17 protein-coding genes are annotated in these 24,021 nt (G+C 72.9%); 5 read left to right on the top strand and 12 right to left on the bottom strand.

The features are described 5' to 3' along the window. Nucleotides 1–12 precede the first annotated feature (12 nt). Together KSNIM_RS22185 and KSNIM_RS22180 are read left to right on the top strand one after the other, a co-directional pair. Nucleotides 13–1,197 carry an ADP-ribosylglycohydrolase family protein gene (locus KSNIM_RS22185; RefSeq protein WP_263104935.1) on the top strand — a complete coding sequence of 395 codons (1,185 nt, stop codon included), beginning with the start codon at nucleotides 13–15 and terminating at the stop codon, nucleotides 1,195–1,197. Nucleotides 1,198–1,201: 4 nt separating this feature from the next. Then, nucleotides 1,202–1,921 carry a VWA domain-containing protein gene (locus KSNIM_RS22180; protein WP_263104934.1) on the top strand — a complete coding sequence of 240 codons (720 nt, stop codon included), beginning with the start codon at nucleotides 1,202–1,204 and terminating at the stop codon, nucleotides 1,919–1,921. 7 nt (nucleotides 1,922–1,928) lie between these two features. Here KSNIM_RS22180 and KSNIM_RS22175 read toward each other — a convergent pair whose 3' ends face one another. Together KSNIM_RS22175 and KSNIM_RS22170 are read right to left on the bottom strand one after the other, a co-directional pair. Next, a complete protein-coding gene (locus KSNIM_RS22175; RefSeq protein WP_411543880.1) occupies nucleotides 1,929–2,879 on the bottom strand; it encodes an ADP-ribosylglycohydrolase family protein in 951 nt (316 codons plus the stop codon). A 68-nt stretch (nucleotides 2,880–2,947) separates the two neighbouring features. Further along, nucleotides 2,948–4,159: a cytochrome P450 gene (locus KSNIM_RS22170; RefSeq protein WP_263104932.1), complete on the bottom strand. Its 1,212-nt coding sequence runs from the start codon at nucleotides 4,157–4,159 to the stop codon at nucleotides 2,948–2,950. Between the two features lie 1,040 nt (nucleotides 4,160–5,199). Here KSNIM_RS22170 and KSNIM_RS22165 point away from each other — a divergent pair. After that, a complete protein-coding gene (locus tag KSNIM_RS22165; RefSeq protein ID WP_263104931.1) occupies nucleotides 5,200–5,553 on the top strand; it encodes a hypothetical protein in 354 nt (117 codons plus the stop codon). A 10-nt stretch (nucleotides 5,554–5,563) separates the two neighbouring features. On the opposite strand, the gene KSNIM_RS22160 is transcribed toward KSNIM_RS22165, so the two are convergent. The 6 genes from KSNIM_RS22160 to KSNIM_RS22135 all read right to left on the bottom strand — a co-directional run bounded on the left by KSNIM_RS22160 (nucleotide 5,564) and on the right by KSNIM_RS22135 (nucleotide 11,131). After that, nucleotides 5,564–6,307 (bottom strand): SIR2 family NAD-dependent protein deacylase, encoded by a 744-nt coding sequence (locus tag KSNIM_RS22160; protein WP_263104930.1) that lies wholly within the window; start codon nucleotides 6,305–6,307, stop codon nucleotides 5,564–5,566. A gap of 86 nt (nucleotides 6,308–6,393) precedes the next feature. Beyond that, the gene (locus KSNIM_RS22155) at nucleotides 6,394–7,371 is read right to left on the bottom strand and encodes a hypothetical protein (protein WP_263104929.1); all 978 of its coding nucleotides are present in this window, start codon (nucleotides 7,369–7,371) and stop codon (nucleotides 6,394–6,396) included. Continuing rightward, nucleotides 7,368–8,651, bottom strand: coding sequence for a PP2C family serine/threonine-protein phosphatase (locus tag KSNIM_RS22150; RefSeq protein WP_263104928.1), 1,284 nt, complete (start codon nucleotides 8,649–8,651; stop codon nucleotides 7,368–7,370). The genes KSNIM_RS22155 and KSNIM_RS22150 overlap by 4 nt, the downstream gene beginning before the upstream one ends. A 14-nt stretch (nucleotides 8,652–8,665) precedes the next feature. Beyond that, nucleotides 8,666–9,322, bottom strand: coding sequence for a vWA domain-containing protein (locus KSNIM_RS22145; protein ID WP_263104927.1), 657 nt, complete (start codon nucleotides 9,320–9,322; stop codon nucleotides 8,666–8,668). Between the two features lie 46 nt (nucleotides 9,323–9,368). Further along, complete coding sequence (locus KSNIM_RS22140) at nucleotides 9,369–9,878, bottom strand: hypothetical protein (RefSeq protein WP_263104926.1); 510 nt, start codon at nucleotides 9,876–9,878, stop codon at nucleotides 9,369–9,371. Beyond that, complete coding sequence (locus KSNIM_RS22135) at nucleotides 9,875–11,131, bottom strand: hypothetical protein (RefSeq protein ID WP_263104925.1); 1,257 nt, start codon at nucleotides 11,129–11,131, stop codon at nucleotides 9,875–9,877. Before KSNIM_RS22135 ends, KSNIM_RS22140 begins: the two co-directional genes overlap by 4 nt. A 548-nt stretch (nucleotides 11,132–11,679) precedes the next feature. On the opposite strand from KSNIM_RS22135, the gene KSNIM_RS22130 reads away from it, so the two are divergent. After that, nucleotides 11,680–12,744 carry an ATP-binding protein gene (locus tag KSNIM_RS22130; RefSeq protein ID WP_263104924.1) on the top strand — a complete coding sequence of 355 codons (1,065 nt, stop codon included), beginning with the start codon at nucleotides 11,680–11,682 and terminating at the stop codon, nucleotides 12,742–12,744. Next, nucleotides 12,741–14,549 carry a DUF2201 family putative metallopeptidase gene (locus KSNIM_RS22125; RefSeq protein ID WP_263104923.1) on the top strand — a complete coding sequence of 603 codons (1,809 nt, stop codon included), beginning with the start codon at nucleotides 12,741–12,743 and terminating at the stop codon, nucleotides 14,547–14,549. Before KSNIM_RS22130 ends, KSNIM_RS22125 begins: the two co-directional genes overlap by 4 nt. Nucleotides 14,550–14,583: 34 nt before the next feature. On the opposite strand, the gene KSNIM_RS22120 is transcribed toward KSNIM_RS22125, so the two are convergent. From KSNIM_RS22120 to rplL, 4 genes are all read right to left on the bottom strand, one after another. After that, complete coding sequence (locus KSNIM_RS22120; RefSeq protein ID WP_263104922.1) at nucleotides 14,584–15,054, bottom strand: hypothetical protein; 471 nt, start codon at nucleotides 15,052–15,054, stop codon at nucleotides 14,584–14,586. Nucleotides 15,055–15,245: 191 nt separating this feature from the next. Beyond that, complete coding sequence (locus KSNIM_RS22115) at nucleotides 15,246–19,148, bottom strand: DNA-directed RNA polymerase subunit beta' (RefSeq protein ID WP_263104921.1); 3,903 nt, start codon at nucleotides 19,146–19,148, stop codon at nucleotides 15,246–15,248. 98 nt (nucleotides 19,149–19,246) lie between these two features. Then, nucleotides 19,247–22,723, bottom strand: a complete 3,477-nt coding sequence (gene rpoB, locus KSNIM_RS22110) for a DNA-directed RNA polymerase subunit beta (protein WP_263104920.1) — start codon at nucleotides 22,721–22,723, stop codon at nucleotides 19,247–19,249. Nucleotides 22,724–23,548: 825 nt separating this feature from the next. Then, nucleotides 23,549–23,935, bottom strand: a complete 387-nt coding sequence (gene rplL / locus KSNIM_RS22105; RefSeq protein WP_263104919.1) for a 50S ribosomal protein L7/L12 — start codon at nucleotides 23,933–23,935, stop codon at nucleotides 23,549–23,551. Between the last annotated feature and the right edge of the window lie 86 nt (nucleotides 23,936–24,021).

Here is a 24,021-nt window from a genome sequence, read left to right as displayed (position 1 = left end):
GGGGAGAGCACGATGGTGGAGTACCGGGACCGGGTACGCGGCGCGCTGGTGGGCGGGGCGCTCGGCGACGCGCTGGGCTGGCCGGTGGAGTTCCAGCGGTTGGAGGACATCCGGGACCGCTTCGGCCCGGACGGGCTGCGCTCGCCGGCGGCGGGCGGCCGGCACGGCGAGGTGACCGACGACACCCAGATGACGCTGTTCACCGCCGAGGGCCTGCTGCGCGGCGGCTCCCGCGAGGACGTCCACCGGGCGTACCGGCGCTGGATGCTGACCCAAAGACTGCCCGGGCCGGAGCGCCACCCGGACGGCTGGCTGCTCGCCCAGGAGTTCCTGTACGCCTCGCGGGCGCCGGGGACGGCCTGCACCAGCGGGCTCGCCGGGTACGGCTACCTGCCGCCGGTCGCGTACGGGCTGCACGGCGAGGTGAACGCGCAGTCGAAGGGCTGCGGCACGGTGATGCGCTCGGCGCCGTTCGGCCTGGCGCGCCTGGGCGTCCGGCGGGCGTTCGAACTGGCGGCGGACTGCGCGCAGCTGACGCACGGGCACCCGACGGGGTACCTGGCGGCGGGCGCGTTCGCGGCGCTCGTCGAGCGGCTGGTGCACGGGGCGGAGCTGCGGCGGGCGGTCGAGGAGACGATCGATCAGACCGGGGCGTACCGCGGCAGCGAGGAGACGGTGGCGGCCCTGCGGCGCGCGGTGCGGGTGGCCGGGCTCGGCCCGGCGTGCCCCGAGCGGGTGGAGCAGGTGGGCCTCGGCTGGATCGCCGAGGAGTGCCTGGCGATCGCGGTGTACGCGGCGCTGGTGGGGGCGGACGCCCGGGAGGCACTGGTGCTGGCGGCGAACCACTCCGGGGACAGTGACTCCACCGGCGCGGTCTGCGGCAACCTGGTCGGCGCGCTGTACGGGACGGCCGGGCTGCCGGCGGACTGGGCGGCCGAAGTGGAGGGCCTGGACGTGGTGCTGCAGGTGGCGGACGACCTGGTGGCGGCCTTCGCGGACGGCGACCGGGCCGGGCTGGCGGACCGGTACCCGCTGCTGCCTCCGCCGGAGGAGCCGGCCGCTCCCGCTGCCCCGACTGCTCCGCCGGCGCCCGCTTCCCCGGTTCCGCCGGTTCCCGTGGCCCCCGCGGCTCCCCCGGTTCCCGTGGCTCCCGCGGCTCCCCCGGCGGGCCGGCAGCGGTTCCGGACCAGGGGCTGACACGGTGGGCCTGAGCCTGGAGAAGGTGGCGGCGGCCGCACCGGGGCTGGTCGGCCACTACGCGTCGGCACGGGTCAGCCTGGAGAAGTCCGGGCTGCGCGGGGTGCGGGTCGCGGTCTACCTGGTGCTGGACCGGTCCGGGTCGATGCGGCCGTTCTACCGGTCCGGTGTCGTCCAGCGCTTCGCCGAGCAGGTGCTGGCGCTCTCCGCGCACCTGGACGACGACGGGCGGGTGCCGGTGGTCTTCTTCTCCACCGAGGTGGACGGGGTGGCCGAGCTCGCGCTCGACGACCACCGCGACCGGATCGCCGCCCTGCACGCGGAGCTCGGGCACATGGGCCGCACCAACTACCACCTGGCGATGAAGGCGGTGATCCGGCACCACCAGCTGTCCGGGGCGGACGCGCCGGCGCTGGTGGTGTTCCAGACCGACGGCGGCCCGACCTCCCGCGGCGCGGCCCGGGAACTGCTCTGCCTGGCCGCCGAACTGCCGTTCTACTGGCAGTTCGTGGGCTTCGGCGACCCGGCCGACCAGGAGTTCGCCTTCCTGCACCGGCTGGACGAGCTCCCGGTGCCGGCGGCCCGGCCGGTCGACAACGCGGGCTTCTTCCCGGCCGGCCGTGACCCGGGGGCGCTCTCCGACGCCGAGCTGTACGACCGGCTGCTGGACGGCTTCCCCGAGTGGCTGGCGGCGGCCCGGGCCGCGGGCGTCCTGCCGGACTGAGCGGGCGTCAGTCCCAGAGCGCGCCGAGCGCGAGGAGCTCGTCGCGGTACTCGATGCGCTCGGCCCACTCGGCGGGCCAGGCGGACTCGCCGTACCGGGCGCCGGCGAAGGCGCCGGTGAGGCAGGCGATGGAGTCGGAGTCGCCGGAGGAGAAGGCGGCTCGCCGGACGGCGGCGACCGGGTCGTCGGGCAGCAGCAGGAAGCACAGCAGGCCGGTGGCGAAGGCCTCTTCGGCGATCCAGCCGGCGCCGGTGACCTCGCACGGGTCGGTGTCGACGGAGGGCCGGGCCAGTGCCGCGTCGAGGCGGTCGAGGACGAAGAGGCACTCGTCCCAGCCGCGGGTGGCGAAGGTCTCCGGCGACGGGTCCTGCGCGTGCGCGGCGAGGTCGCCGAGCCAGAACGCGTCGTAGCGGCCGCGCTGCCCGGTGGCGAACGCGCGGAGCAGTCGCGGGAGTTCGGCGGGCGCGGCGCCGTCGGCGAGCAGCCGCACGGTGTACGCGGTGAGCACGCTGGCGGCGAGCGCGGTGGGGTGGCCGTGGGTGAGGCCGGACTGCAGCTGGGCGGCGCCGGAGAGCTGGGCCGGCGTCAGCTCGCGGACGAGGCCGAGCGGGGCCACCCGCATGTTGGCGCCGCAGCCCTTGGAGCCGACGTCGCTCGCCTCCTGCCAGCGCTTGCCGTCCTGGCTGAGCCGCCAGCAGGAGCGCATGCAGGTGCGGCCGGGGGCGCGGTTGTTCTCCGGGGAGCGCCACCAGTCGACGAACTCCTCGCGCAGCGGCCGCTCCAGGCGCAGCGGGGTGAGCGGGCCGCGTTCCAGGGCGGTGCGCAGGGCGCGGCCGAGGGCGAGGGTCATCTGGGTGTCGTCGGTGACCTTGGCCGGGTCGGGCAGCGGGAGCCGGCGCCAGTCGGGGCAGCCGGCGGTGATGCCCGCCATGGTGTCGAACTCGGTGGGGCGTCCCATGGCGTCGCCGATCGCCAGACCCAGCAGTGCCCCCGTTGCCGCTCCCACGGCTGCCTCCAGTGGTGTTGTCAGACCTCGACCAGCAGTTCTTCGAGTCCGCGGATCACGTAGCCGGCGCGCCAGGCCGGCTCGCGGACGAGGCGCAGGCCGGGTGCCCGGCGGAGGAGTGCGCCGAAGGACTCGTTGAGCTCCAGTCTGGCGAGCGGGGCGCCGAGACAGAAATGGATTCCGGCGCCGAAGGTGATGTGCGGGTTGTCGATGCGGCCGAGGTCGAGCCGGTCGGGGTCGGCGAAGCGCTCGGGGTCGCGGTTCGCGGAGCCGAAGAGCAGGGCGACCTCGGAGCCGCGCGGGATCCGCACCCCGCCGACCTCGATGTCCTCCAGCACCCAGCGCTCGAACATCTGCAGCGGGGTGTCCCAGCGCATCAGTTCCTCGACGGCGGTGGGCAGCAGTTCGTCCACCGAGGCGCGGAGCCGGGCGAGTTCGCCGGGGTTGCGGAAGAGTGCCCACCAGCCGTTGCCGGTGGTGTTGACGGTGGCCTCGTGCCCGGCGTTGAGCAGCAGCACGCAGGTGGAGACGACCTCCTGTTCGCTGAGCACCTCGCCCTCGTCGGCGACCAGGGCGAGGGCGCTGATCAGGTCCTCGCCGGGGTCGGTGCGGCGCCGCCGGATCAGGGCGCGCAGGTAGTCGGAGAACTCGGTGCTGGCGCGGACGGCGCGCCGCGCGGTCTCCTCGCCCGGGTTGAGCTCGAACATGCCGGTGATGTCGGCGGACCACGGCCGCAGCAGGTGCCGGTCGCTCTCCGGCACGCCGAGCATCTCGGCGATGACCGCGACCGGCAGCGGCTCGGCGACCTCGGCGATCAGGTCGCCGCCGCCGTCGGCGAGCAGGCCGGTGACGAGGTCGTCGGCCAGCCGGGCGACGGTCGGGCGCAGCGACTCGACCCGGCGCGGGGTGAAGGCCTTGGAGACCAGGCGGCGGATGCGGGTGTGGTCGGGGGCCTCCAGGTCGAGCAGGCCGTTGTCGTTGAGGGTGTGGAAGGGCTCGTGCGCGGGGTCGGGCTCGGGCCGGCCGAATTCGGCGTGGGTGTAGCGGTGGGTGTAGGTGCGGCCGAGCCGGCGGTCGCGCAGCAGGGCGGAGACGTCGGCGTAGCGGGCGACCAGCCACTGGTTGCTGGGCTCGTACCGGGTGACCGGCGCCTTCGCGCGGAGTTCCGCGTACGCGTCGTAGGGGTGGGCGACGAATGCCGCCGACCACGGGTCGAATCCGCCGGTTGCCATCGTCCGACTCCCTCTTCCTCGGGGACGGCCCATGCTACGTCCGTCGCCCGGCCGGGGCCGGGGCGCGGTCGCGGGGAGGGCGGGCCGACTGCCGGGCGGGACTGGCAGCGTGCCGCCGGCCACGGAACGGGCACGTCCGGGTGGGGACCGTCGGGCGGCCAGGGAGGTGAGGAGGGGGACTTGATGCATGGTCGACTCCGAGGCCGCGGCCTCGCCGTCCTGCCGGTCGCCGTCCTGGTGGCGGCCGTCCTGGTGGCGGCCGTCCTGGTGGCGGCCGGACGGCGGGGCGGCACCGGCGGCCGCGAGCAGCGCACCGGCGCCGGTGGCGCCCGGTGTCGGCGGTTCGATCGCCGCGCCGGGCCGGCTGGTGGTCGCCTGGTGCGACCGGTGCGGTGTCGCATCGCCGACCACGGCCGAGGGCAAGGCGGACCCGGTGACCGTCGAGACCGTCGCGGTGGCCGACGGCAAGGTGGCCGGCGAGCGGGCCGCCGTGCTGCCCGGCGGTGCGACCGTGCCGGGCCCGTGCCGGCCGACGCGCTGCACCGCGGCCGCCGCGGACCGGCAGGTGGTCAACGCGGACTTCACCCTGCTGGCGGGGACGGTGCCGGGGCCGGGCGGCTCCGGGCGGGCGGCGGCCGCGTTCGCCGTGCTGGACGGCCGGGCCACGCCCGCCGAGCCGGGTACCGTGCCGGACGGGCGTCGGCGGCTCCGCGCTCTGGTACGCGACCGCCGACGGCGGGGCCGCCTCGCACGACCTGGCGGCCGGCCCCGCCCGGCCGGCCGACCGACCGGGGCGCCGTACCCGGCCCCGACTTCGCGCTGGACGGCGACCGGATCTGGCTCGCCCGACCGCTGGAGACCAAGGCCGACGAGGTGGTCGTCGCACCGGGCGGCGCGGTCGCCGCCGGGTTCGCCGACGGCGGCGCCGTGCTCTGGCGCCGGGACGCGCCCGCCTCCCCGTACCGGCCCCGGTACGTCGAGCCCGTCCGGGCCGGTGCGGGCGACCGGGGGGCTGCCCTGCCCGGGTCCGAGGACGCGCCGTGGTGCACCCCCGGCTCTGGCTGGAGGGGCGTTCCCTGCTCTGCGCCTGCGAGGACAACCTCCTCCGGGTGGTGTTCACGGCGGACTTCGCCGCCGACGAACGGACGGAGCAACTGCTGTCCGCCGGCGGCCCGCGGCCGACCGGTGCCGTCCTCTCCCTCGACGGGCGGGCACTCGCCTACCTGGGCACCGGGCTCGGCGAGGCGGTGCTGTACCGGTTGGACCTCGCCCCGGGCGCCCGTCCCGTCGCGGTCACCGGGGTCCCGGTTCAGGCGCCGGTCCGCCCGGAGACCGGCCGCACGGTGCTGCCGGGGACGGACCGGGGCACGCCCGTGCTGACCGCCTGGCTGTGACGGCCGCCGGTCAGGCCCGGCTGTCGGCGACGATTCGGCGGACCAGCTGCGGGAGCGCCTGCGAGATGGGTTCGCGGATCACTTCGGCGGCGGCGTCGTCGTAGGGCGTGGGTTCGGCGTTGACGACGATCAGCCGGGCGCCGTGCTCCACCGCCACCTGGGCCAGGCCGGCCGCCGGATGGACCTGCAGCAGGGTGCCGACGGCGAGGAACAGGTCGCAGGCCTTCGCGATGGCCGCGGCGTCGGCGAGCACCCGTTCGTCGAGCATCTCGCCGAACATCACCGTGCAGGGCTTGAGCACGCCGCCGCAGGCGAGGCAGGCCGGGTCCGGCTCGCTGGCCTCGACCCGGGCGAGCGCCTCCGCCATCGGGGTGCGCACCCGGCAGCGGACGCACTGCACCTGGTCCGCGGTGCCGTGGAGTTCGAGCACCTTGCGCTCCGGCAGGCCCGAACGCCGGTGCAGGCCGTCGACGTTCTGCGTGAGGACGCGCATCGGCAGCCCGGAGCGCTCCAGTTCGACGAGGGCGAGGTGGCCGGCGTTGGGTTCGGCGCCGACGGCGCCGACCTCCCGCCGCATCTGCCAGGAACGCCGGCGGACGTCCGGATCGGCGAGGTACGGGCCGATGGTGACCATCTCCTGCGCCTTCGGGTCGCGCTGCCACAGGCCCTGCGGGCCGCGGTAGTCGGGGATGCCGGAGTCGGTGGAGATGCCCGCGCCGGTGAGGACGGCGATCAGGGGCCGCTTGGCGTTCATGGCCGGGACGGTACGCGGCGGCCGGGCCCGGCCGCCACCGATTAGCGGTCGGCCCGGCCGTGCCGCGCGCGGTCCCCGGGTGCGCCTCAGGGCGTGGGAGGGAGGCGGACGCTGCCGCGGGGAGCGCGCCGGTCGTCGAACAGCGAGGTGTCGACGGGCCTGGGCGGCGGCGGTCGCAGCCTCGGCACCGGGATGACGTCCCGGGCGTCCAGGGCCGCCGACCAGGCGGGCAGCTCGGGGCGGGAACCGAAGGGCCCGGCGGCCTGTTCCCAGAGCCGGCGCACGGCGGCGTCCTGCCGGTCGTTCAGCACGCCGGGCAGCGGCACCAGCGGATCCCCCGGGGCGAGGTAGGCCTGCTGCGCCAGCACCCGGCCGACGACCAGCGCCGCCTTGTAGCGGTCGCTGTCCACCGTGGCGTCGCTGCCGAACGGCGAGAGCGGGTCGCCCCAGTCCGGGGTCTCGGCCTGTTCCAGTACCGGCCGCGCACCGGACCGCCGGATGCCGTCGCAGTCGATCAGGAAGACCGCGGGCTCGGGCACCACCGTCCACAGGACGTTGGCCTGCGAGAGGTCCCCGACGACCAGGCCGTGGCGGTGGAGTCCGGCGAGCAGGTCCACGACCGCCCGGACGAGGACGAGGCGCTGCTTGGGTGTCGGCCGCACCACGCCGGCGGTCGCCGGCCGCTCGGGGTGCAGCAGGTACTGCAGTTCGGTCGGCTTCCGGCTGCCCGCCCCGGTCTCCCAGAGCATGTTGTCCGGGGCGGTGCGCATCAGGAAGCCGGTGCACCGGCCGGCCGCCAGCACCCGGGCGAGCGGCCAGGCGGAGCGGGCGTCCAGTGCCCCGCGTGCCGTCCCGTCGAGGCCGCGGCGCAGCTGCACCAGCTCGGTCAGGGCGGCCGCCTGCACCCGGGCCGGTTCGAGGTACTCCTTGTACAGCAGGTCGGAGCCGCCGCGGAGCCGGTGGATCCGGCCCTGGCCGCCGGCGCCGACGATGCCGTCGAGGGCGAGGTCCGCCAGGTCGACGTCCCGCCCGTCGGCGACGGCGGTGGCGACCGGCCCGCTCACCGCGCGCCCTCCCAGAGGCAGACCACGCTGCGGTCGTCGTCGTAGCTGCGGGCCCTGATCTGGGTCTGCCAGAGGAAGTCGGTGAGTCCGGGCACCTGACCGGCGCCCCACTGCCGGGCCAGGAACTCCGCCACGTCCGGCTCCTTGACGAGCGGGTTGGACAGGCCGTCGGTGCACATCACCAGGAGGTCGCCGGGCAGGCCGTCGGTGATCAGTTCGGCGACCGGGGCCCCGAAGTTCACCGGGAGCGCGTCGGTGCCGGTGTCGAACACGGCGCCCTCGTCGGCGGACCGCTCCAGCGAGGTCCAGTGGCCGGCGCGCAGGCGGAACAGGCCGCCGTCGCCGACGGCGAGGAAGCCGCGGACGGGGTGCTGCGGGTCGGTGGGCACCAGCAGTGCCCGGAGCGTGGTGGCGTAGTCGGCCGGGGCGTGGTCCTGCTTGTCGGCTTCCTCCTGCAACCGTGCGGCCACCCGGCCCATGACGACGCCGGCGCAGCTGGCGAAGGCGTTGCGGTCCCCGGCGAGCAGCGCCGCGGTCAGCCGGTCGGCCTGGCTGATCAGGCAACTCACGAGCAGCCGGCACGCGCCGGCCGAGCCGCGGTGCGAGTACCGGGCCGAGCCGACGCCGTCGGCGACCGCCAGCACGGCGAGTCCGCCCACCCGGACGAGCAGCACCGAGTCCTGCCGGCACTCCTTGGCGTAGCGGTGGGAGTCCCCGCGGACCGAGACCGCCCGGACGGCGGCGGCACCGACGGTACCGCCGTCGACCACGGTGTCCGGGACCATGGCGGCGAACAGGTCCGAGCCCACCTCGGTCAGTTCGCCCGGCTCCGCGGGGTAAGCGGGCGGACGGGCGCCCGTGTGCGCGGCAGGACCGGGAGCGGGTTGCCGCCCGGGGCGGTCGGCGTCCGGCGGCAGCACGGCGATGGGCACGGTCTCCTCCACCGCTGCCGACTGCCGTCGGCCGGGCGCCGGCGGCGCGTACCCGGCATCGGGCACCGCCGGGGCCCCGGCCGGTTCCCAGAGCGGCGCCGCGGGTTCGGCGCGGTAGCCGCCCGTGTAGTCCACGTAGTCGCCGTAGTCGCCGTAGTTGCCGTACTGCGGGGGCTGCTGGGCCGGCTGGGCCTGCGGGGCCCGGTGCGGCCAGGACGGCGGGGCCGGCTCCGACTGCTCCGTCCACTGCACCGCGCGCGGCTGCACGAACGGCCACTCCCCCACGGGGCCGGCGCCGTGCTCGGCCAGGTGGACGGCATCGGCCCGCCCGCCGTGCTCCTCGTTCAACTGCCCGTCCCCGTTCACAGCTTGTCGAGGGAGACGCTGGTGAAACCGGGCACGTGGTCGTCGACCTGCAGGCTCATGCCTTCGCCCGCCCGGCCGCCGCTCGCGGAGCGGACGATCGAGCGGGTGAGGCTCCCGGCGAACTCCTTGAGCGCCTCGGCGGGCTTCACGTTGTCTCCCTGCTGCATGAAGGCCTTGAAGGTGGCGACGTGGCCGATCACCGACCGGTCCGCCGTCCCGATGCCGAAGGCGATGATGTGCGGCCGGTACGCCGAGCCGAGCAGCGCCTCGTGGGCGGCCTCCCAGCCGCCGTCGGTCGGGACGCCGTCGGAGAGGAAGAACACCACCGGGCGGTAGACGTCGTGGCCCTCCGCCTTGAGTGCCGGGACGTCCCGCTCGATCGCCGAGCGGAGCACCCGGAAGGCGCTCCCGAACGAGGTGAACCCGCCCGCCTCCAGTTTCGGCAGCTGGCTCACCTCTCCGAGGTCGACGAGCTGCTGCAGCTCTGCGGCGTCGTCGGAGAAGCCGATCAGCGCGAAGCGCGTCTTGTCGGAGATCGTCGGGTTGGTGCTGATCTCGTTGTGCAGCGCGAGGAGAGCCTCGTTGAGCACGTCGATGTCGCCGGACATCGAGCCGGACTCGTCGCACACCAGGTAGAAGGGCAGGATCTGCACTGCGCTGTGTCTCCAGGGTCGAGGGACGGGGCGGGAGCCGGAGGGCTCACCGGGTGTAGAAGTAGATCTCCAGGGACGCGTGCCGGGGGTTGTCCTCCAGCGAGATGAAGTCCCTGGTGGTGGTCGCCGCGAACATCTCCGGACGGGCCTTCGGCAGCAGTCCGTTGACGGTGTGCGCGTACGCCTGGCCGAGCCCGGGGTCGCGATTGCTGCCGAAGGTGAGGACGACGGCGGCCTGCCGGCCGCGGTACGCCTCGGTGGCCTCCCGGATCTGGGCGGTGGCCGCCGACTCGTCGCCGGACACCCGGACGGTCACCGGGTCGTGCTCCACACCGCGCGGCCCGTTGCCGGTCGGGGACGGGCTCGCCGGGCCGCCCGTGCTCGCGCCCGGCCGCGGGCTCGCCGGGAGGGACGGGTGGACGGCGCGCTCGGCGGCGACCGGATCGCCCTGGTCGCCCATCGCCACCAGGGCCAGGACCAGGAGCATGTCGGCGAACAGCCAGCCCGCCATGGCCAGGCCGGTGCGGGCGCGTCCGGGGCGGGGCCGGCGGGTCACCGGGCCGCCTTGCGGAGCGTCAGCGGTTCCACGTCGAGCAGTGAGGTGCCCGTGCCGTCCGGTGCGGCGGAGTGCTCCCCGGCGCCGGCCGCGGTGACGGCCTCGGCGGACGGCGGGGCCGCGGAAGGTCCGGCCGGCTGTTCCCGGAGCCGCTCGGCGGCCCGGCGGGCGGTGTCGTCGGCATGCCGGGCTGCCGCGAGGGCCGCCGTGGACGCGTGGACGACCTGTTCCTGGAGGTCGGCGACGCGGCGGGCGAGGCCGTCGAGGCGTTCCAGCACCCGCCCGCTCACGTCGGCGGCGATCTCGGCCCCGGTGGCGAACCCCCGCTGCGCCGCCGCCAGGTCGCGGACGGCCTCCTCGACCCGGGCGCCGGCGCCGGCCAGTTCCGCGCCCACCGCGTCGGTGGAGTCCCGGACGGCATCGGCCGCCTCGGCCATCCGCCGGCCGCCGCGGTCCACCAGAGCGTCGGTGGCGGCGGCGCCGTCGCGGACGGTCTCCGCCAGCTTCTCCGCCCCGGCGGCCACCGCCTGCTCGACCCGGCCGGCCGCCCGCTCCACCCCGCCGACCGCGGCCCGTAGCGGGGACACCGACGCTCCCACGTCCGCGAGCTGGTCCCGGGCGGCGGCGACGGCGTCCCGCACGGCGTCCGTGGCGCTGCCGAGCTCCTGCTGGGCCCGCACCGCCTGCTCGCCGAGGCGCTCCAGGGTCTGTGCGGCGCCGGTGAGTTCGGCGGCGAAGCGCTGCGGCGAGGCCCGCCGGTACTCGTACAGGGCCACCTGGGCCCGGGTCAGCAGCGGGGTGAGGTCGCCGAGGAGCGCGTCCGCCGCACGGGCGGACTCGGCCTCGCGCCGTTCGGCGCCGCTGCGCTTGAGGCCGTGTACCACCGAGAGCACCAGCAGCAGCCCGATGACCGCGCTGGCGCCGCCTGCGACGTGCCCGAACGTGGCCCAGGAGCCGAGCCGCCCGTCGAAGCCGGTCTGCCACAGCTGGAGGAAGGGCCGGCCCGCCTGCCGCGGGTCGCTGCCGATCAGGGCCTGGTACGCGCTGGTGGCACGCATCAGGCCGAACCAGGTCACCAGCAGCGGCACGAACACCAGCGCGCCGATGCCCACCTCGACCAGCGACCAAAACCTGGCCTCCCGGCGGCCGTCGGGCAGGATGCTCTCCGGCCGGACGAAGGAGTGCAGCAGGTCCAGTTCGGCCCACGGCGCGGGATCGCCACGGCCGTCCAGCGCCTCGGCAAGCTCGCCCAACTCGGCCTTCCTGCTGGCGAGTCGAGGCTCACCGGCGAGCACGCGCAATGCGGACGCGATCGCGGCGTGATCAAGGAGCCCGCGCGGGGCCATGGCACCGTTCCCTCTCGCTGCTGCCGTCGTGCGCGCAGCCCGGGGCGGAGCCCGGGCCGGCTGCGGCAGGAGTCATGGCGGCAGGGAGACACGCACTGGACCGCTCGTCGATTCGGCGCCCCCACCTCGCGCCGCGAGCGTAGCGCAGCCGACCCGACGGCAAGCCCAACTCCGAACAATTGCAATGCAGTTCGACACCCGGCCCTGACACGGCCCGGTCAATCCTCGACGAACCGCACCACCGCCTACTCCTGCCCGTCGCGCCCGACCGCGCAGGCGAGGTGCTCGCCGACCTCGCTCCGGCCCGCCTCCGCCTGGGACCGGGTCGACGTCCGCCCGGCTGCGCCGAACCCGGTTGCGCCGAAAGCGGGTGCGCCGCGGAAAAACCGGGTGCGCGGCGCGGCGGCGGGTGCGCACACTGGCCCGGAATCCCAACACCCGTCGTGAGGAGTCCTGTGCAGGGTGCCGTCACCGTCTCGCCGTCCCAGGTGCCCGAGTTGCTGCTGGGTCTGGCGACCGTCCGCCCGGTCTTTCTGTGGGGTGCACCCGGTATCGGAAAGTCCTCTCTGGTGCGGGAGTTCGCCGACTCGCTGGGGCTGGAGTGCGTGAGCCTGATCGGCACCCAGCTGGCGCCGGAGGACCTGGTCGGCGTGCCGCAGCTGACCGCGGACGGCAGGTCCCGCTTCTGCCCGCCGGAGTCGATCGCCCGCGACGAGCCGTACTGCCTGTTCCTCGACGAGCTCAACGCGGCCTCGCCTGACGTGCAGAAGGCCTTCTACTCACTGATCCTGGACCGCCGGATCGGCTCGTACGAGCTGCCGCCGGGCTCGATCGTGATCGGCGCGGGCAACCGCGCGACCGACGGTGCGCTGGCCCGGCCGATGGCCTCGGCGCTGGTCAACCGGCTGGTCCACGTACACCTGCGGGCCAGCGCCACCGACTGGCTGGCCTGGGCGGCGGGCGCGGGCATCCACCCGTGGGTGCTGGACCACCTCACCGACCGGCCGGACCACCTGTGGTCGGCGCCGCCGAAGACCGAGGAGCCCTTCTCCACCCCGCGCTCCTGGCACATGCTCTCCGACGCGCTGCACTCCTTCGGCCCCGCGCTGGACGACGCCGCCCTGCAGGTGGTCGCGCACGGCCTGCTCACCCCGCAGCACGCGGTGGCCTTCTGCGGCTATGCCAAGATCGTCCGCAACGCGTACGGGCTGGACGCCATCCTCAAGGGCGACGCCCGCTGGCCGGCCCGGCCGGAGGACCGCGACCTGCTGTACTACCTCGCCGACGCCTTCCGCGGCCGCCTGGTGAAGGAGCTCCCGGCCCGCAAGGAGCACGCCTCCGAGCAGTTGCGGCGCACCGCGTACCGGGCGAAGTCGCTGCTCGTCCAGCTCGCCGAGATCTCCGTCGAGGTCGCCCAGACCGTCATCGCCGACGGCGAGGACGGCAACCCGGTGCTGCCGTCGTGGTTCCTGGTCGAGGCCGCCCGGGACATGCCGCGGCTGGTCGAGGCCCGCCGGTGAGCCGCGCCGCCGCGAAGCGCCGGGCAGCCGGCCTGAACACCGCGCAGCGTCCGGACCCGGCCGCCGAGGCCTTCGCGGCGGGCCTCGCCCTGGTGACCGGCAACCACGCGCTGACCGCGATCGGCGCCCGGATCTGCACCGACCCCGACTGTGAGGCCGTCCCGCCCGGCGGCTGGGCGGTCGTCGACTCCAACGGCGCCGTGCACGCCGACATCCGGCGGCGCGCCGAACCCGCCGAGTGGGCCTGGGTGCTGACGCACTGCCTGCTGCACCTCGGCTTCGGCCACGTGCCCGCCGCGAACGGCCGGCGCAGGCCTGCCGACGAGGCGCTGCAGGCCGCCCGCTGCGCCGCCGTCCACCGCTTCCAGGCCACCTTCCAGGTCGGCCGCTGTCCGTTCGACCTGCCGCCGCTCCTGCCCGCCGGCGACGAGGACGAACTCGCCGAGCGGTGGCGCCGCGACGGCGTGCCGGACGTCCCGAGCGCCTGCGGGCCCGGCCTCACCGACCAGCTGCTGGTGCCCTGGCAGGGGTGCCGGGACCCGGAGGACTGGACGGCCGCGTTCGCAGCCGCCCTCACCCGGACGGTCTCCGCCGCGATGGACGTCGCCGGCGGCCGCCGGGCCGGCCTCACCGACGCCCGCGAACCGCAGCGGCCCTGGGTGCGGGCGCTGAACTGGTTCGTCTCCTCCTACCCGCTGCTCGGCGGCATCGCCGCCGGCATGACGGTGGTCGCCGACGCCGAACTCGCCCGCGCCCACGGGATCTCCGTCGCCGCGGTGAACGCCGCGGCCGGCGAGGTCTACGTCAACCCGCTGCTGCACCTGACCGACGAGGAGTGGCGGTTCGTCCTCGGCCACGAGATGCTGCACGCCGCCCTGCGGCACGGCGACCGGACGGGACCCCGCGACCCGTACCTCTTCAACGTCGCCTGCGACTTCGTGGTGAACGGCTGGCTGGTCGAGATGGGCGTCGGCGACATGCCGGAGGGCCTGCTGCACGACCCGCAGCTCAAGGGACTCTCCGCCGAGGAGGTGTACGACCGGATCGTCCGCGACCAGCGGCGGATCCGCCGCCTCGCCACCCTCGCCGGGAAGGGCCGGCCGGACGTGCTCGGCGAGTCCCTCGCCGGCCCGCGCGACTACGTCGACCTGGACGGGTTCTACCGGCGCGGCCTGCAGCAGGGCTTCGAACTCCACACCCGGCAGCGCGGCACCCTCCCGGCCGGACTGGTCGAGGAGATCCGCGCGCTCGCCCACCCGCCGCTGCCCTGGGACGCGCAGCTCGCCCGCTGGTTCGACGAGTTCGTGCCGTCACCGGAGACGGTGCGCAGCTACGCCCGGCCCTCGCGCCGGCAGTCGGCCACCCCGGACATCCCGCGGGCCGGGCGGTGGCGGCCCGAGGAGGAGGTCGCCCGGTGCACCTTCGGCGTGGTGCTCGACACCTCCGGTTCGATGAGCCGGCCACTGCTCGGCAAGGCCCTCGGCGCGATCGCCTCCTACGCGGCGGCCCGCGACGTGGCGGCCGCCCGGGTGGTGTTCTGCGACGCCGCCCCGCACGACGCCGGCTACCTGCCGCCGGAGGAGATCGCCGGGCGGGTCCGCGTCCGCGGCCGGGGAGGCACCGTGCTGCAGCCCGGCATCGACCTGCTGGAACGCGCCGATGACTTCCCGCCGGGGGCGCCGCTGCTGGTGATCACCGACGCCGAGTGCGACGTCCTGCGGATCCGCCGCGAGCACGCCTACCTCGTCCCGCGCGGCGCCACGCTTCCCTTCACGCCGCGCGGCCCGGTCTTCCGCATGCGCTAGGCCGCCTCTCCTGTCGGCGCGTCGGGGCGGGCCGTCACGGCTCTCCCGCGACCACCGCCACGGTGCCGGTCCGGGCCTCCGCCTCGCCGCTCAGGCCGGTCAGGCCGGTCAGGCCGGTCAGGCCGGTCAGGCCGGTCAGCCGGATGCTGCCGGTGGAGTCGTGCACCTTCACCACGGTGCCGGCCGGCACCCGGACCTTGGAGCCGACCCCGCAGTCGCCGTCCGGGCAGCGGTAGGAGAGGGTCGGCGTGCCGTCGGCCACGCTGTGGCTCGCCTCGGGTGCGGTCTCCCGGTAGGTCTGCTGCTCGGTCACCGCGATCCCGGCGGCGCCGCCGGTGACCTCGACGTCCCCGGTCTCCCCCTCGATCACCAGGGTGCGCACCTGCTCGGTGACGCGGTAGCCCACGTCCCACCGGTGGTCCTCCACGAGGCAGCCGACCAGGGCGGCCCCGGCCAGCGCGGTCACAGCCGTGTACGGCAGCACCTTGGCCCGTGGACGGTTCATGCGGTCCTCCCCCTCGGCCGCCCGGACCGTCCGGACCGCCGCGGGACCACACTGCCCGCCCGACCTGCCCCTCCGGATCCTCCGCCGGAGCGGTCCTGCCGCCTCCCCCGTGCGGGGAGGGCCCCGGGAACGCCGCAGGGCGGCCGCCCCTCTCGGGGTGACCGCCCTGCGGCGTTTCAGGACCTGCGGACTCAGCCGGTGTACGGGCCGTAGTCGTAGTCGTCCAGCGGGACCGCCTGGCCGGAGCCGGCGCCGAAGGGCGACAGGTCGTAGTCGTCGTAGCCGACGGCCGAGTACATCGCGGCCTTGGCCTCCTCGGTCGGCTCGACCCGGATGTTGCGGTAGCGGGGCAGACCCGTACCGGCCGGGATGAGCTTACCGAGGATGACGTTCTCCTTGAGGCCCAGCAGCGGGTCCGACTTGGCGTGGATCGCCGCGTCGGTGAGCACCCGGGTCGTCTCCTGGAAGGAGGCGGCCGACAGCCAGGACTCGGTGGCCAGCGAGGCCTTGGTGATACCCATGAGCTGCGGACGGCCGGAGGCGGGGTGACCGCCCTCGGACACCACGCGGCGGTTCTCCTGCTCGAAGCGGCCGCGCTCGACGAGCTCGCCCGGGAGCAGCTCGGCGTCGCCCGACTCGATGATCGTCACGCGGCGGAGCATCTGCCGGATGATGATCTCGATGTGCTTGTCGTGGATCGACACACCCTGCGAGTTGTAGACCTTCTGGACCTCGGCGACCAGGTGGACCTGGACGGCGCGCTGGCCCATGATGCGCAGGACGTCGTGCGGGTTGGTGGCACCGACGGTCAGCTTCTGGCCGACCTCGACCGCCTCGCCCTCGCTCACCAGGAGCTTGACGCGCTTGGAGACCGGGTAGGCGATCTCGTCGCTGCCGTCGTCCGGGGTGACGACGATCTTGCGGGTCTTCTCGGTGTCCTCGATGCGGACCCGGCCCTGCGCCTCCGAGATCGGGGCCACACCCTTGGGGGTACGGGCCTCGAAGAGCTCGACGACACGCGGCAGACCCTGGGTGATGTCGTCACCCGCCACACCACCGGTGTGGAAGGTACGCATCGTCAGCTGGGTACCGGGCTCACCGATGGACTGGGCGGCGATGATGCCGACCGCCTCACCGATGTCGACCAGCTTGCCGGTGGCCAGCGAGCGGCCGTAGCACATGGCGCAGGTACCGACCGCCGACTCACAGGTGAGGATCGAGCGGGTCTTGACCTCGCTGATGCCGTGCCGGATCAGCTCGTCGATCAGCACGTCACCGAGGTCGGTGTTGGCCGTGGCGAGCAGCTTGCCGTCGACCGTGATGTCCTCGGCGAGCATGCGGGCGTAGACGCTGGTCTCGACGTCGTCGGCCTTGCGCAGCACGCCGTCGGCGCCCACGGAACCGATCGACAGCTTGAGGCCGCGCTCGGTGCCGCAGTCCTCCTCGCGAATGATGACGTCCTGGGAGACGTCGACCAGACGACGGGTGAGGTAGCCGGAGTCGGCGGTGCGCAGGGCGGTGTCGGCGAGACCCTTACGGGCACCGTGGGTGGAGATGAAGTACTCCAGCACGGACAGGCCCTCGCGGAAGGACGCCTTGATGGGACGCGGGATCGTCTCGTTCTTGGCGTTCGACACCAGACCACGCATACCGGCGATCTGACGCATCTGCATCATGTTTCCACGAGCACCCGAGTCGACCATCATGAAGATGGGGTTCGTCTTCGGGAAGTTCGCGGCCATGGCCTCGGCGACCTCGTTGGTCGCGCGGGTCCAGATGCCGACCAGCTCGCTCTTGCGCTCGTCGTTGGTGATCAGACCGCGCTCGTACTGCTTCTGGACCTTCTCCGCCTGCGCCTCGTAGCCCTCGAGGATCTGGGGCTTGCTCGGCGGGACGATGACGTCCGAGATCGAGACGGTGACACCGGAACGGGTCGACCAGTGGAAGCCGGCCGCCTTCAGGTTGTCGAGCGTCGCGGCGACGACGACCTTCGGGTAGCGCTCGGCCAGGTCGTTGACGATGGCCGACAGCTGCTTCTTGCCGACCTCGTAGTCGACGAAGGGGTAGTCCTCGGGCAGCAGCTCGTTGAAGAGCGCGCGGCCCAGGGTGGTGGTGATGCGGAACGGCTCGCCCTCGGTCCAGGCGGTCTGGCCGTCGGTCCACTCCGGGTCCACCGGCGCTTCCCAGCCGCGCGGCGGAACCGTGCCGGCGGGCATGCGCAGGTCGATCGGGGCCTGGACGTCCAGCTCGCGGGCGTCGAAGGCCATGATCGCCTCGGCGGTCGACGAGAAGGAGCGGCCGGCGCCCTTCACGTTCTCGCGGTCCGAGGTGAGGAAGAACAGACCGAGCACCATGTCCTGGGTCGGCATGGTGACCGGGCGGCCGTCGGCCGGCTTGAGGATGTTGTTCGAGGACAGCATCAGGATGCGGGCCTCGGCCTGCGCCTCCGCGGAGAGCGGCAGGTGGACGGCCATCTGGTCACCGTCGAAGTCCGCGTTGAACGCGGTGCAGACGAGCGGGTGGATCTGGATGGCCTTGCCCTCGACCAGCTGCGGCTCGAAGGCCTGGATGCCGAGGCGGTGCAGGGTGGGTGCACGGTTCAGCAGGACGGGGTGCTCGGCGATGACCTCTTCGAGGACGTCCCACACGACCGGGCGGGCGCGCTCGACCATGCGCTTGGCCGACTTGATGTTCTGCGCGTGGTTCAGGTCGACCAGGCGCTTCATCACGAACGGCTTGAAGAGCTCCAGCGCCATGGCCTTGGGCAGACCGCACTGGTGCAGCTTGAGCTGCGGGCCGACGACGATGACCGAACGGGCCGAGTAGTCGACGCGCTTGCCGAGCAGGTTCTGACGGAAACGACCCTGCTTGCCCTTGAGCATGTCGGACAGCGACTTCAGCGGACGGTTGCCGGGGCCCGTGACCGGGCGGCCGCGGCGGCCGTTGTCGAAGAGCGCGTCGACGGCCTCCTGGAGCATGCGCTTCTCGTTGTTCACGATGATCTCGGGGGCACCGAGGTCGAGGAGGCGCTTCAGGCGGTTGTTGCGGTTGATGACGCGGCGGTACAGGTCGTTCAGGTCGGAGGTCGCGAAGCGGCCACCGTCCAGCTGCACCATCGGACGCAGGTCCGGCGGGATGACCGGCACGCAGTCCAGCACCATGCCCTTGGGCTTGTTGGTGGTCTGCAGGAACGCGGAGACGACCTTGAGGCGCTTGAGCGCACGGGTCTTCTTCTGGCCCTTGCCGGTGCGGATGATCTCGCGCAGGCGCTCGGACTCCTCCGCCAGGTCGAACGACTCCAGGCGGTCCTTGAGGGCCGCGGCGCCCATCGAGCCGGAGAAGTACGTGCCGAAGCGGTCGCGCAGCTCGCGGTAGAGCAGCTCGTCGCCCTCGAGGTCCTGGACCTTGAGGTTCTTGAAGCGGGTCCACACCTCGTCGAGGCGGTCCAGCTCGCGCTGGGCGCGGTCGCGCAGCTGCTTCATCTCGCGCTCGGCGCCCTCGCGCACCTTGCGGCGCACGTCGGCCTTGGCGCCCTCGGCCTCCAGCTCGGCCAGGTCGGTCTCGGCCTTCTTGGCACGGCCTTCGAGGTCGGCGTCGCGGCGGTTCTCGATCTGCTGGCGCTCGACCGAGACGTGCGCCTCCAGGGACGGCAGGTCGCGCTGGCGGCGCTCGTCGTCGACCCAGGTGATCATGTAGGCGGCGAAGTAGATGACCTTCTCGAGGTCCTTCGGCGCCAGGTCCAGCAGGTAGCCCAGGCGGGACGGGACGCCCTTGAAGTACCAGATGTGGGTGACCGGGGCGGCCAGCTCGATGTGGCCCATCCGCTCGCGGCGCACCTTGGCGCGGGTCACCTCGACGCCGCAGCGCTCGCAGATGATGCCCTTGAAGCGGACGCGCTTGTACTTACCGCAGTAGCACTCCCAGTCCCGGGTGGGGCCGAAGATCTTCTCGCAGAAGAGGCCGTCCTTTTCGGGCTTCAGGGTGCGGTAGTTGATGGTCTCCGGCTTCTTGACCTCGCCGTGGGACCACTGGCGGATGTCGTCGGCGGTGGCCAGGCCGATACGGAGCTCGTCGAAGAAGTTGACGTCAAGCACTGGTCGTCAAGCCCTCTTTCGTGAATCGAGAGTTTGTCTGTGGTCTGAGGGGGGCCTGGGGGCGGGCCGGCTGCGCGTGGCAGCCGGCCCGGCCTCCGTCAGACCTCTTCGACGCTGCTCGGCTCGCGCCGGGACAGGTCAATGCCGAGCTCCTCGGCCGCACGGAAGACGTCCTCGTCGGAGTCCCGCATCTCGATGGACTGGCCGTCCGAGGACAGCACCTCCACGTTGAGGCAGAGCGACTGCATTTCCTTGATGAGCACCTTGAAGGACTCGGGAATGCCGGGCTCGGGGATGTTCTCGCCCTTGACGATGGCCTCGTAGACCTTCACGCGGCCGAGGACGTCGTCGGACTTGATGGTGAGCAGCTCCTGCAGTGCGTACGCGGCTCCGTACGCCTCGAGGGCCCACACCTCCATCTCACCGAATCGCTGACCACCGAACTGCGCCTTACCACCGAGCGGCTGCTGGGTGATCATCGAGTACGGGCCGGTCGAGCGGGCGTGCAGCTTGTCGTCGACCAGGTGGTGCAGCTTCAGGATGTACATGTAGCCGACCGAGATCGGCATCGGGAACGGCTCGCCGGAGCGGCCGTCGAACAGCCGGGCCTTGCCGGTGGAGTTCACCAGGCGCTCGCCGTCGCGGGTGAGCGTGGTGTTGTCCAGCAGGCCGGTGATCTCGTCCTCGCGGGCGCCGTCGAAGACCGGGGTGGCGAGGTTGGTGCCACCGACGACCTGGTCGGCGCCGATCTCCTGGAGGCGCTGAGCCCACTCGTCGGCGAGACCGGAGACGTCCCAGCCCTGCTGGGCGAGCCAGCCGAGGTGGATCTCCAGGACCTGTCCCGGGTTCATTCGGGACGGGACACCCAGCGGGTTGAGGATGATGTCGACCGGGGTGCCGTCCTCCAGGAACGGCATGTCCTCGACCGGCAGGATCTTGGAGATGACGCCCTTGTTGCCGTGGCGGCCGGCGAGCTTGTCACCGTTGGTGATCTTGCGCTTCTGGGCGACGTAGACGCGGACCAGCTGGTTCACGCCCGGGGGAAGCTCGTCGCCCTCCTCACGGTCGAAGACGCGGACGCCGATGACCTTGCCGGACTCGCCGTGCGGCACCTTCAGCGAGGTGTCGCGGACCTCGCGCGCCTTCTCACCGAAGATCGCGCGGAGCAGGCGCTCCTCCGGGGTCAGCTCGGTCTCGCCCTTGGGCGTGACCTTGCCGACCAGGATGTCGCCGGTGACGACGTCGGCGCCGATGCGGATGATGCCGCGCTCGTCGAGGTCGGCGAGGACCTCCTCGGAGACGTTCGGGATGTCCCGGGTGATCTCCTCGGGGCCGAGCTTGGTGTCACGGGCGTCGACCTCGTGCTCCTCGATGTGGATCGAGGAGAGGACGTCGTCCTGGACGAGGCGCTGCGACAGGATGATCGCGTCCTCGTAGTTGTGGCCCTCCCACGACATGAACGCCACGAGGAGGTTCTTGCCGAGCGCCATCTCGCCCTGGTCGGTGCACGGGCCGTCGGCCAGCACCTGGCCGGCCTCGACGCGGGCGCCCTCGTCCACGAGCACCTTCTGGTTGAAGGAGGTGCCCTGGTTCGAGCGGGTGAACTTGGCGGCGCGGTACGTGGTGTACGTGCCGTCGTCGTTGGCCACGGTGACGTAGTCGGCCGAGACCTCCTGCACCACACCGGCCTTCTCGGCGGTGATGACGTCGGCGGCGTCGACGGCGCAGCGGTACTCCATGCCGGTGCCGACCAGCGGGGCCTCGCTCTTCAGCAGCGGCACCGCCTGGCGCATCATGTTCGATCCCATGAGCGCGCGGTTGGCGTCGTCGTGCTCGAGGAAGGGGATCATGGCGGTCGCGACCGACACCATCTGGCGCGGCGAGACGTCCATGTAGTCGATCTCGGTGCCCGGGATGTAGTCGATCTCGCCGCCGCGGCGGCGGACCAGGACGCGGGGCTCCGCGAAGTGCAGGTCGTTCGTCAGCGGGGCGTTGGCCTGCGCGATGACGTAACGGTCCTCCTCGTCGGCGGTGAGGTAGTCCACCTGCTCGGTGACCACACCGTCGACGACCTTGCGGTACGGCGTCTCGATGAAGCCGAACGCGTTGACCCGGCCGTACGAGGCGAGCGAGCCGATCAGACCGATGTTCGGGCCTTCCGGCGTCTCGATCGGACACATGCGGCCGTAGTGCGAGGGGTGCACGTCACGGACCTCGAAGCCGGCCCGCTCACGGGACAGACCACCGGGGCCGAGGGCGGACAGACGGCGCTTGTGGGTCAGGCCCGACAGCGGGTTCGTCTGGTCCATGAACTGCGACAGCTGGCTGGTGCCGAAGAACTCCTTGATGGAGGCGACGACCGGCCGGATGTTGATCAGGGTCTGCGGCGTGATGGCCTCGACGTCCTGGGTGGTCATGCGCTCGCGCACGACGCGCTCCATACGGGCGAGACCCGTGCGGACCTGGTTCTGGATGAGCTCGCCGACGTTGCGCAGGCGCCGGTTGCCGAAGTGGTCGATGTCGTCGACCTCGATGACGATGTCGCGGCCCTCGTCGTCGCGCCACTCGGTCTCGCCGGCGTGCAGCTTCACCAGGTACTTGATGGTGTTGATGATGTCCGGCTCGGTGAGCACGCCGGAGTCCAGGGACTCGCCGTTGCCGAGCTTGCGGTTGACCTTGTAGCGGCCGACCTTGGCCAGGTCGTAGCGCTTCGGGTTGAAGTAGAGGTTCTCGAGCAGGGTCTGCGCGGCCTCACGCGTCGGCGGCTCGCCCGGACGCAGCTTGCGGTAGATGTCGAGCAGCGCGTCGTCCTGGCCCTGGGTGTGGTCCTTCTCCAGGGTGGCGCGCATCGACTCGTACTCGCCGAACTCCTCGAGGATCATCTCGTTGGTCCAGCCGAGGGCCTTCAGCAGCACGGTGACCGACTGCTTGCGCTTACGGTCGATGCGGACACCGACCATGTCGCGCTTGTCGATCTCCATCTCCAGCCAGGCACCGCGGGAGGGGATGATCTTGGCGGAGTAGATGTCCTTGTCGGACACCTTGTCCAGGGAGGAGTCGAAGTAGACGCCCGGGGAACGGACCAGCTGCGACACGACGACGCGCTCGGTGCCGTTGATCACGAACGTGCCCTTGTGGGTCATGAGCGGGAAGTCGCCCATGAAGACCGTCTGGGACTTGATCTCACCGGTCTCGTTGTTGGTGAATTCGGCGGTGACGAAGAGCGGGGCCGCGTACGTGAAGTCGCGGTCCTTGCACTCGTCAATGGAGTTCTTCGGCGGCTCGAAACGGTGGTCGCGGAAGGTCAGCGACATCGACCCGGAAAAGTCCTCGATCGGCGAGATCTCCTCGAAGATCTCCTCCAGACCGGACTTGGTGGGGACGTCCTGACCGTTGTCCAGCGCCTCCTCGACCCGGGACTTCCAGGCCGCATTGCCGAGCAGCCAGTCAAAGCTCTCGGTCTGCAGGGCCAGGAGGTTCGGGACCTCGAGGGGCTCCTTGATCTTCGCGAACGAAACGCGGAGCGGGGCGGTGGATGCGGCGGAATTGTTCGAGGCGTTGCGCGGCGCGGCCAAGAGGGGGGTCCTTCCGAGGGCTCGGAGCTCACTACGCGCGTACCGGCCGGGCCGAGACGGGACCGGTGCCACCCACCGGGGACCACCGCCGACCGGGGAGAAGAATCCCCAGGTCAGTGCCGGTTCACGGAGGCGGAGCCAGACCCCTTCAGGGCAGCGCAGACTCCGGGCGACGAGTCACGGAGCAGCTAACAGGCAGCGCAAAGGGACAGTGTAGCCAAAGGCGACACTGCTGACAAGCCCTGATTCGGAGACCGAATCGGACACTCCCTCCGGTCGCATCCCGTGCGCCCCGGCCCCCGCCGGGGAGCCGTGCCGCAGGGGTGCCCTGCCCTCGTACAACCGACGGCCCGGGCACTCCCGGGCCACCGCACCTCTACCCGGAGTCACTTCCCGCTGGGGCCACCGAATATGCATCCGGAGCCGCTCCAACCGGGGCGGACGTGCCGAGCGCGGCGCGCGCCTTGAGAATCGCGCGCCTGCTGCCGTTCGTCAAGGCCCCCACCGGAGTGCGGACCTCGCCTGCCTCATCGTCGGCGGCCACGGGAGCGTTACAGATCCCGTGGTCCGAGCCGCGTGCCACGACGGTGATCACCCTACCGGCCGCCACCGACAGTGGCCGAGCGCACAACGCGCGGGCCCTGTGCAGGTGTCCGGAAGGTGTCCGGCAGGGGTGCGCGGCGGAGTGCGGCAGGGGTGCGGCAGGCGCGGGAACGCGAAAAGGCCGGGCCGGCCATCCTTGCGGATGGCCGGCCCGGCCCGTGTCCCTGCGCCCCCTCCGCGGGGGCGTGGAGGCACCTCCCGGCCCTCAGGGCCGGGGAGGGGTCACTTGACGGTGACCTTGGCGCCCGCGCCCTCGAGCTGGGCCTTGGCCTTCTCGGCGGTCTCCTTGTTGACCTTCTCGAGAACCTTGGCACCGGCGGTGTCGACGAGGTCCTTGGCCTCCTTCAGGCCGAGGGAGGTCAGGGCGCGCACCTCCTTGATGACCTGGATCTTCTTGTCGCCCGCACCGTCGAGGATGACGTCGAACTCGTCCTGCTCCTCGACAGCGGCCTCGGCGCCAGCGCCAGCGCCGGCAACGGCGGCAACGGCGACCGGGGCGGCAGCGGTGACGTCGAACTTCTCCTCGAAGGCCTTCACGAACTCGGAGAGCTCGATGAGGGTCATCTCCTCGAACTGCGCGAGCAGCTCGTCCTGGGTCAGCTTCGCCATGATTGGCGTCCTTCCACTAAATCGGCAGGTGGTGCCGGATGTACGGATTGGCGGGCGTACTACGGGCCCGCTAGAGGGCGGGAGTG

It is taken from the genome of Kitasatospora sp. DSM 101779, assembly GCF_025655475.1.
Lineage (GTDB): Bacteria > Actinomycetota > Actinomycetes > Streptomycetales > Streptomycetaceae > Kitasatospora.
This window is presented reverse-complemented; position numbering and strand designations above follow the sequence as displayed.

Excerpts from the sequence above, each read along its gene's own strand:
- KSNIM_RS22175 (WP_411543880.1), bottom strand. The coding sequence starts at position 2,879 with ATGGGACGCCCCACCGAGTTCGACACCATGGCGGGCATCACCGCCGGC.
- KSNIM_RS22120 (WP_263104922.1), bottom strand. The coding sequence starts at position 15,054 with ATGAACCGTCCACGGGCCAAGGTGCTGCCGTACACGGCTGTGACCGCG.
- KSNIM_RS22160 (WP_263104930.1), bottom strand. The coding sequence starts at position 6,307 with ATGAACGCCAAGCGGCCCCTGATCGCCGTCCTCACCGGCGCGGGCATC.
- KSNIM_RS22170 (WP_263104932.1), bottom strand. The coding sequence starts at position 4,159 with ATGGCAACCGGCGGATTCGACCCGTGGTCGGCGGCATTCGTCGCCCAC.
- KSNIM_RS22185 (WP_263104935.1), top strand. The coding sequence starts at position 13 with ATGGTGGAGTACCGGGACCGGGTACGCGGCGCGCTGGTGGGCGGGGCG.
- rplL (WP_263104919.1), bottom strand. The coding sequence starts at position 23,935 with ATGGCGAAGCTGACCCAGGACGAGCTGCTCGCGCAGTTCGAGGAGATG.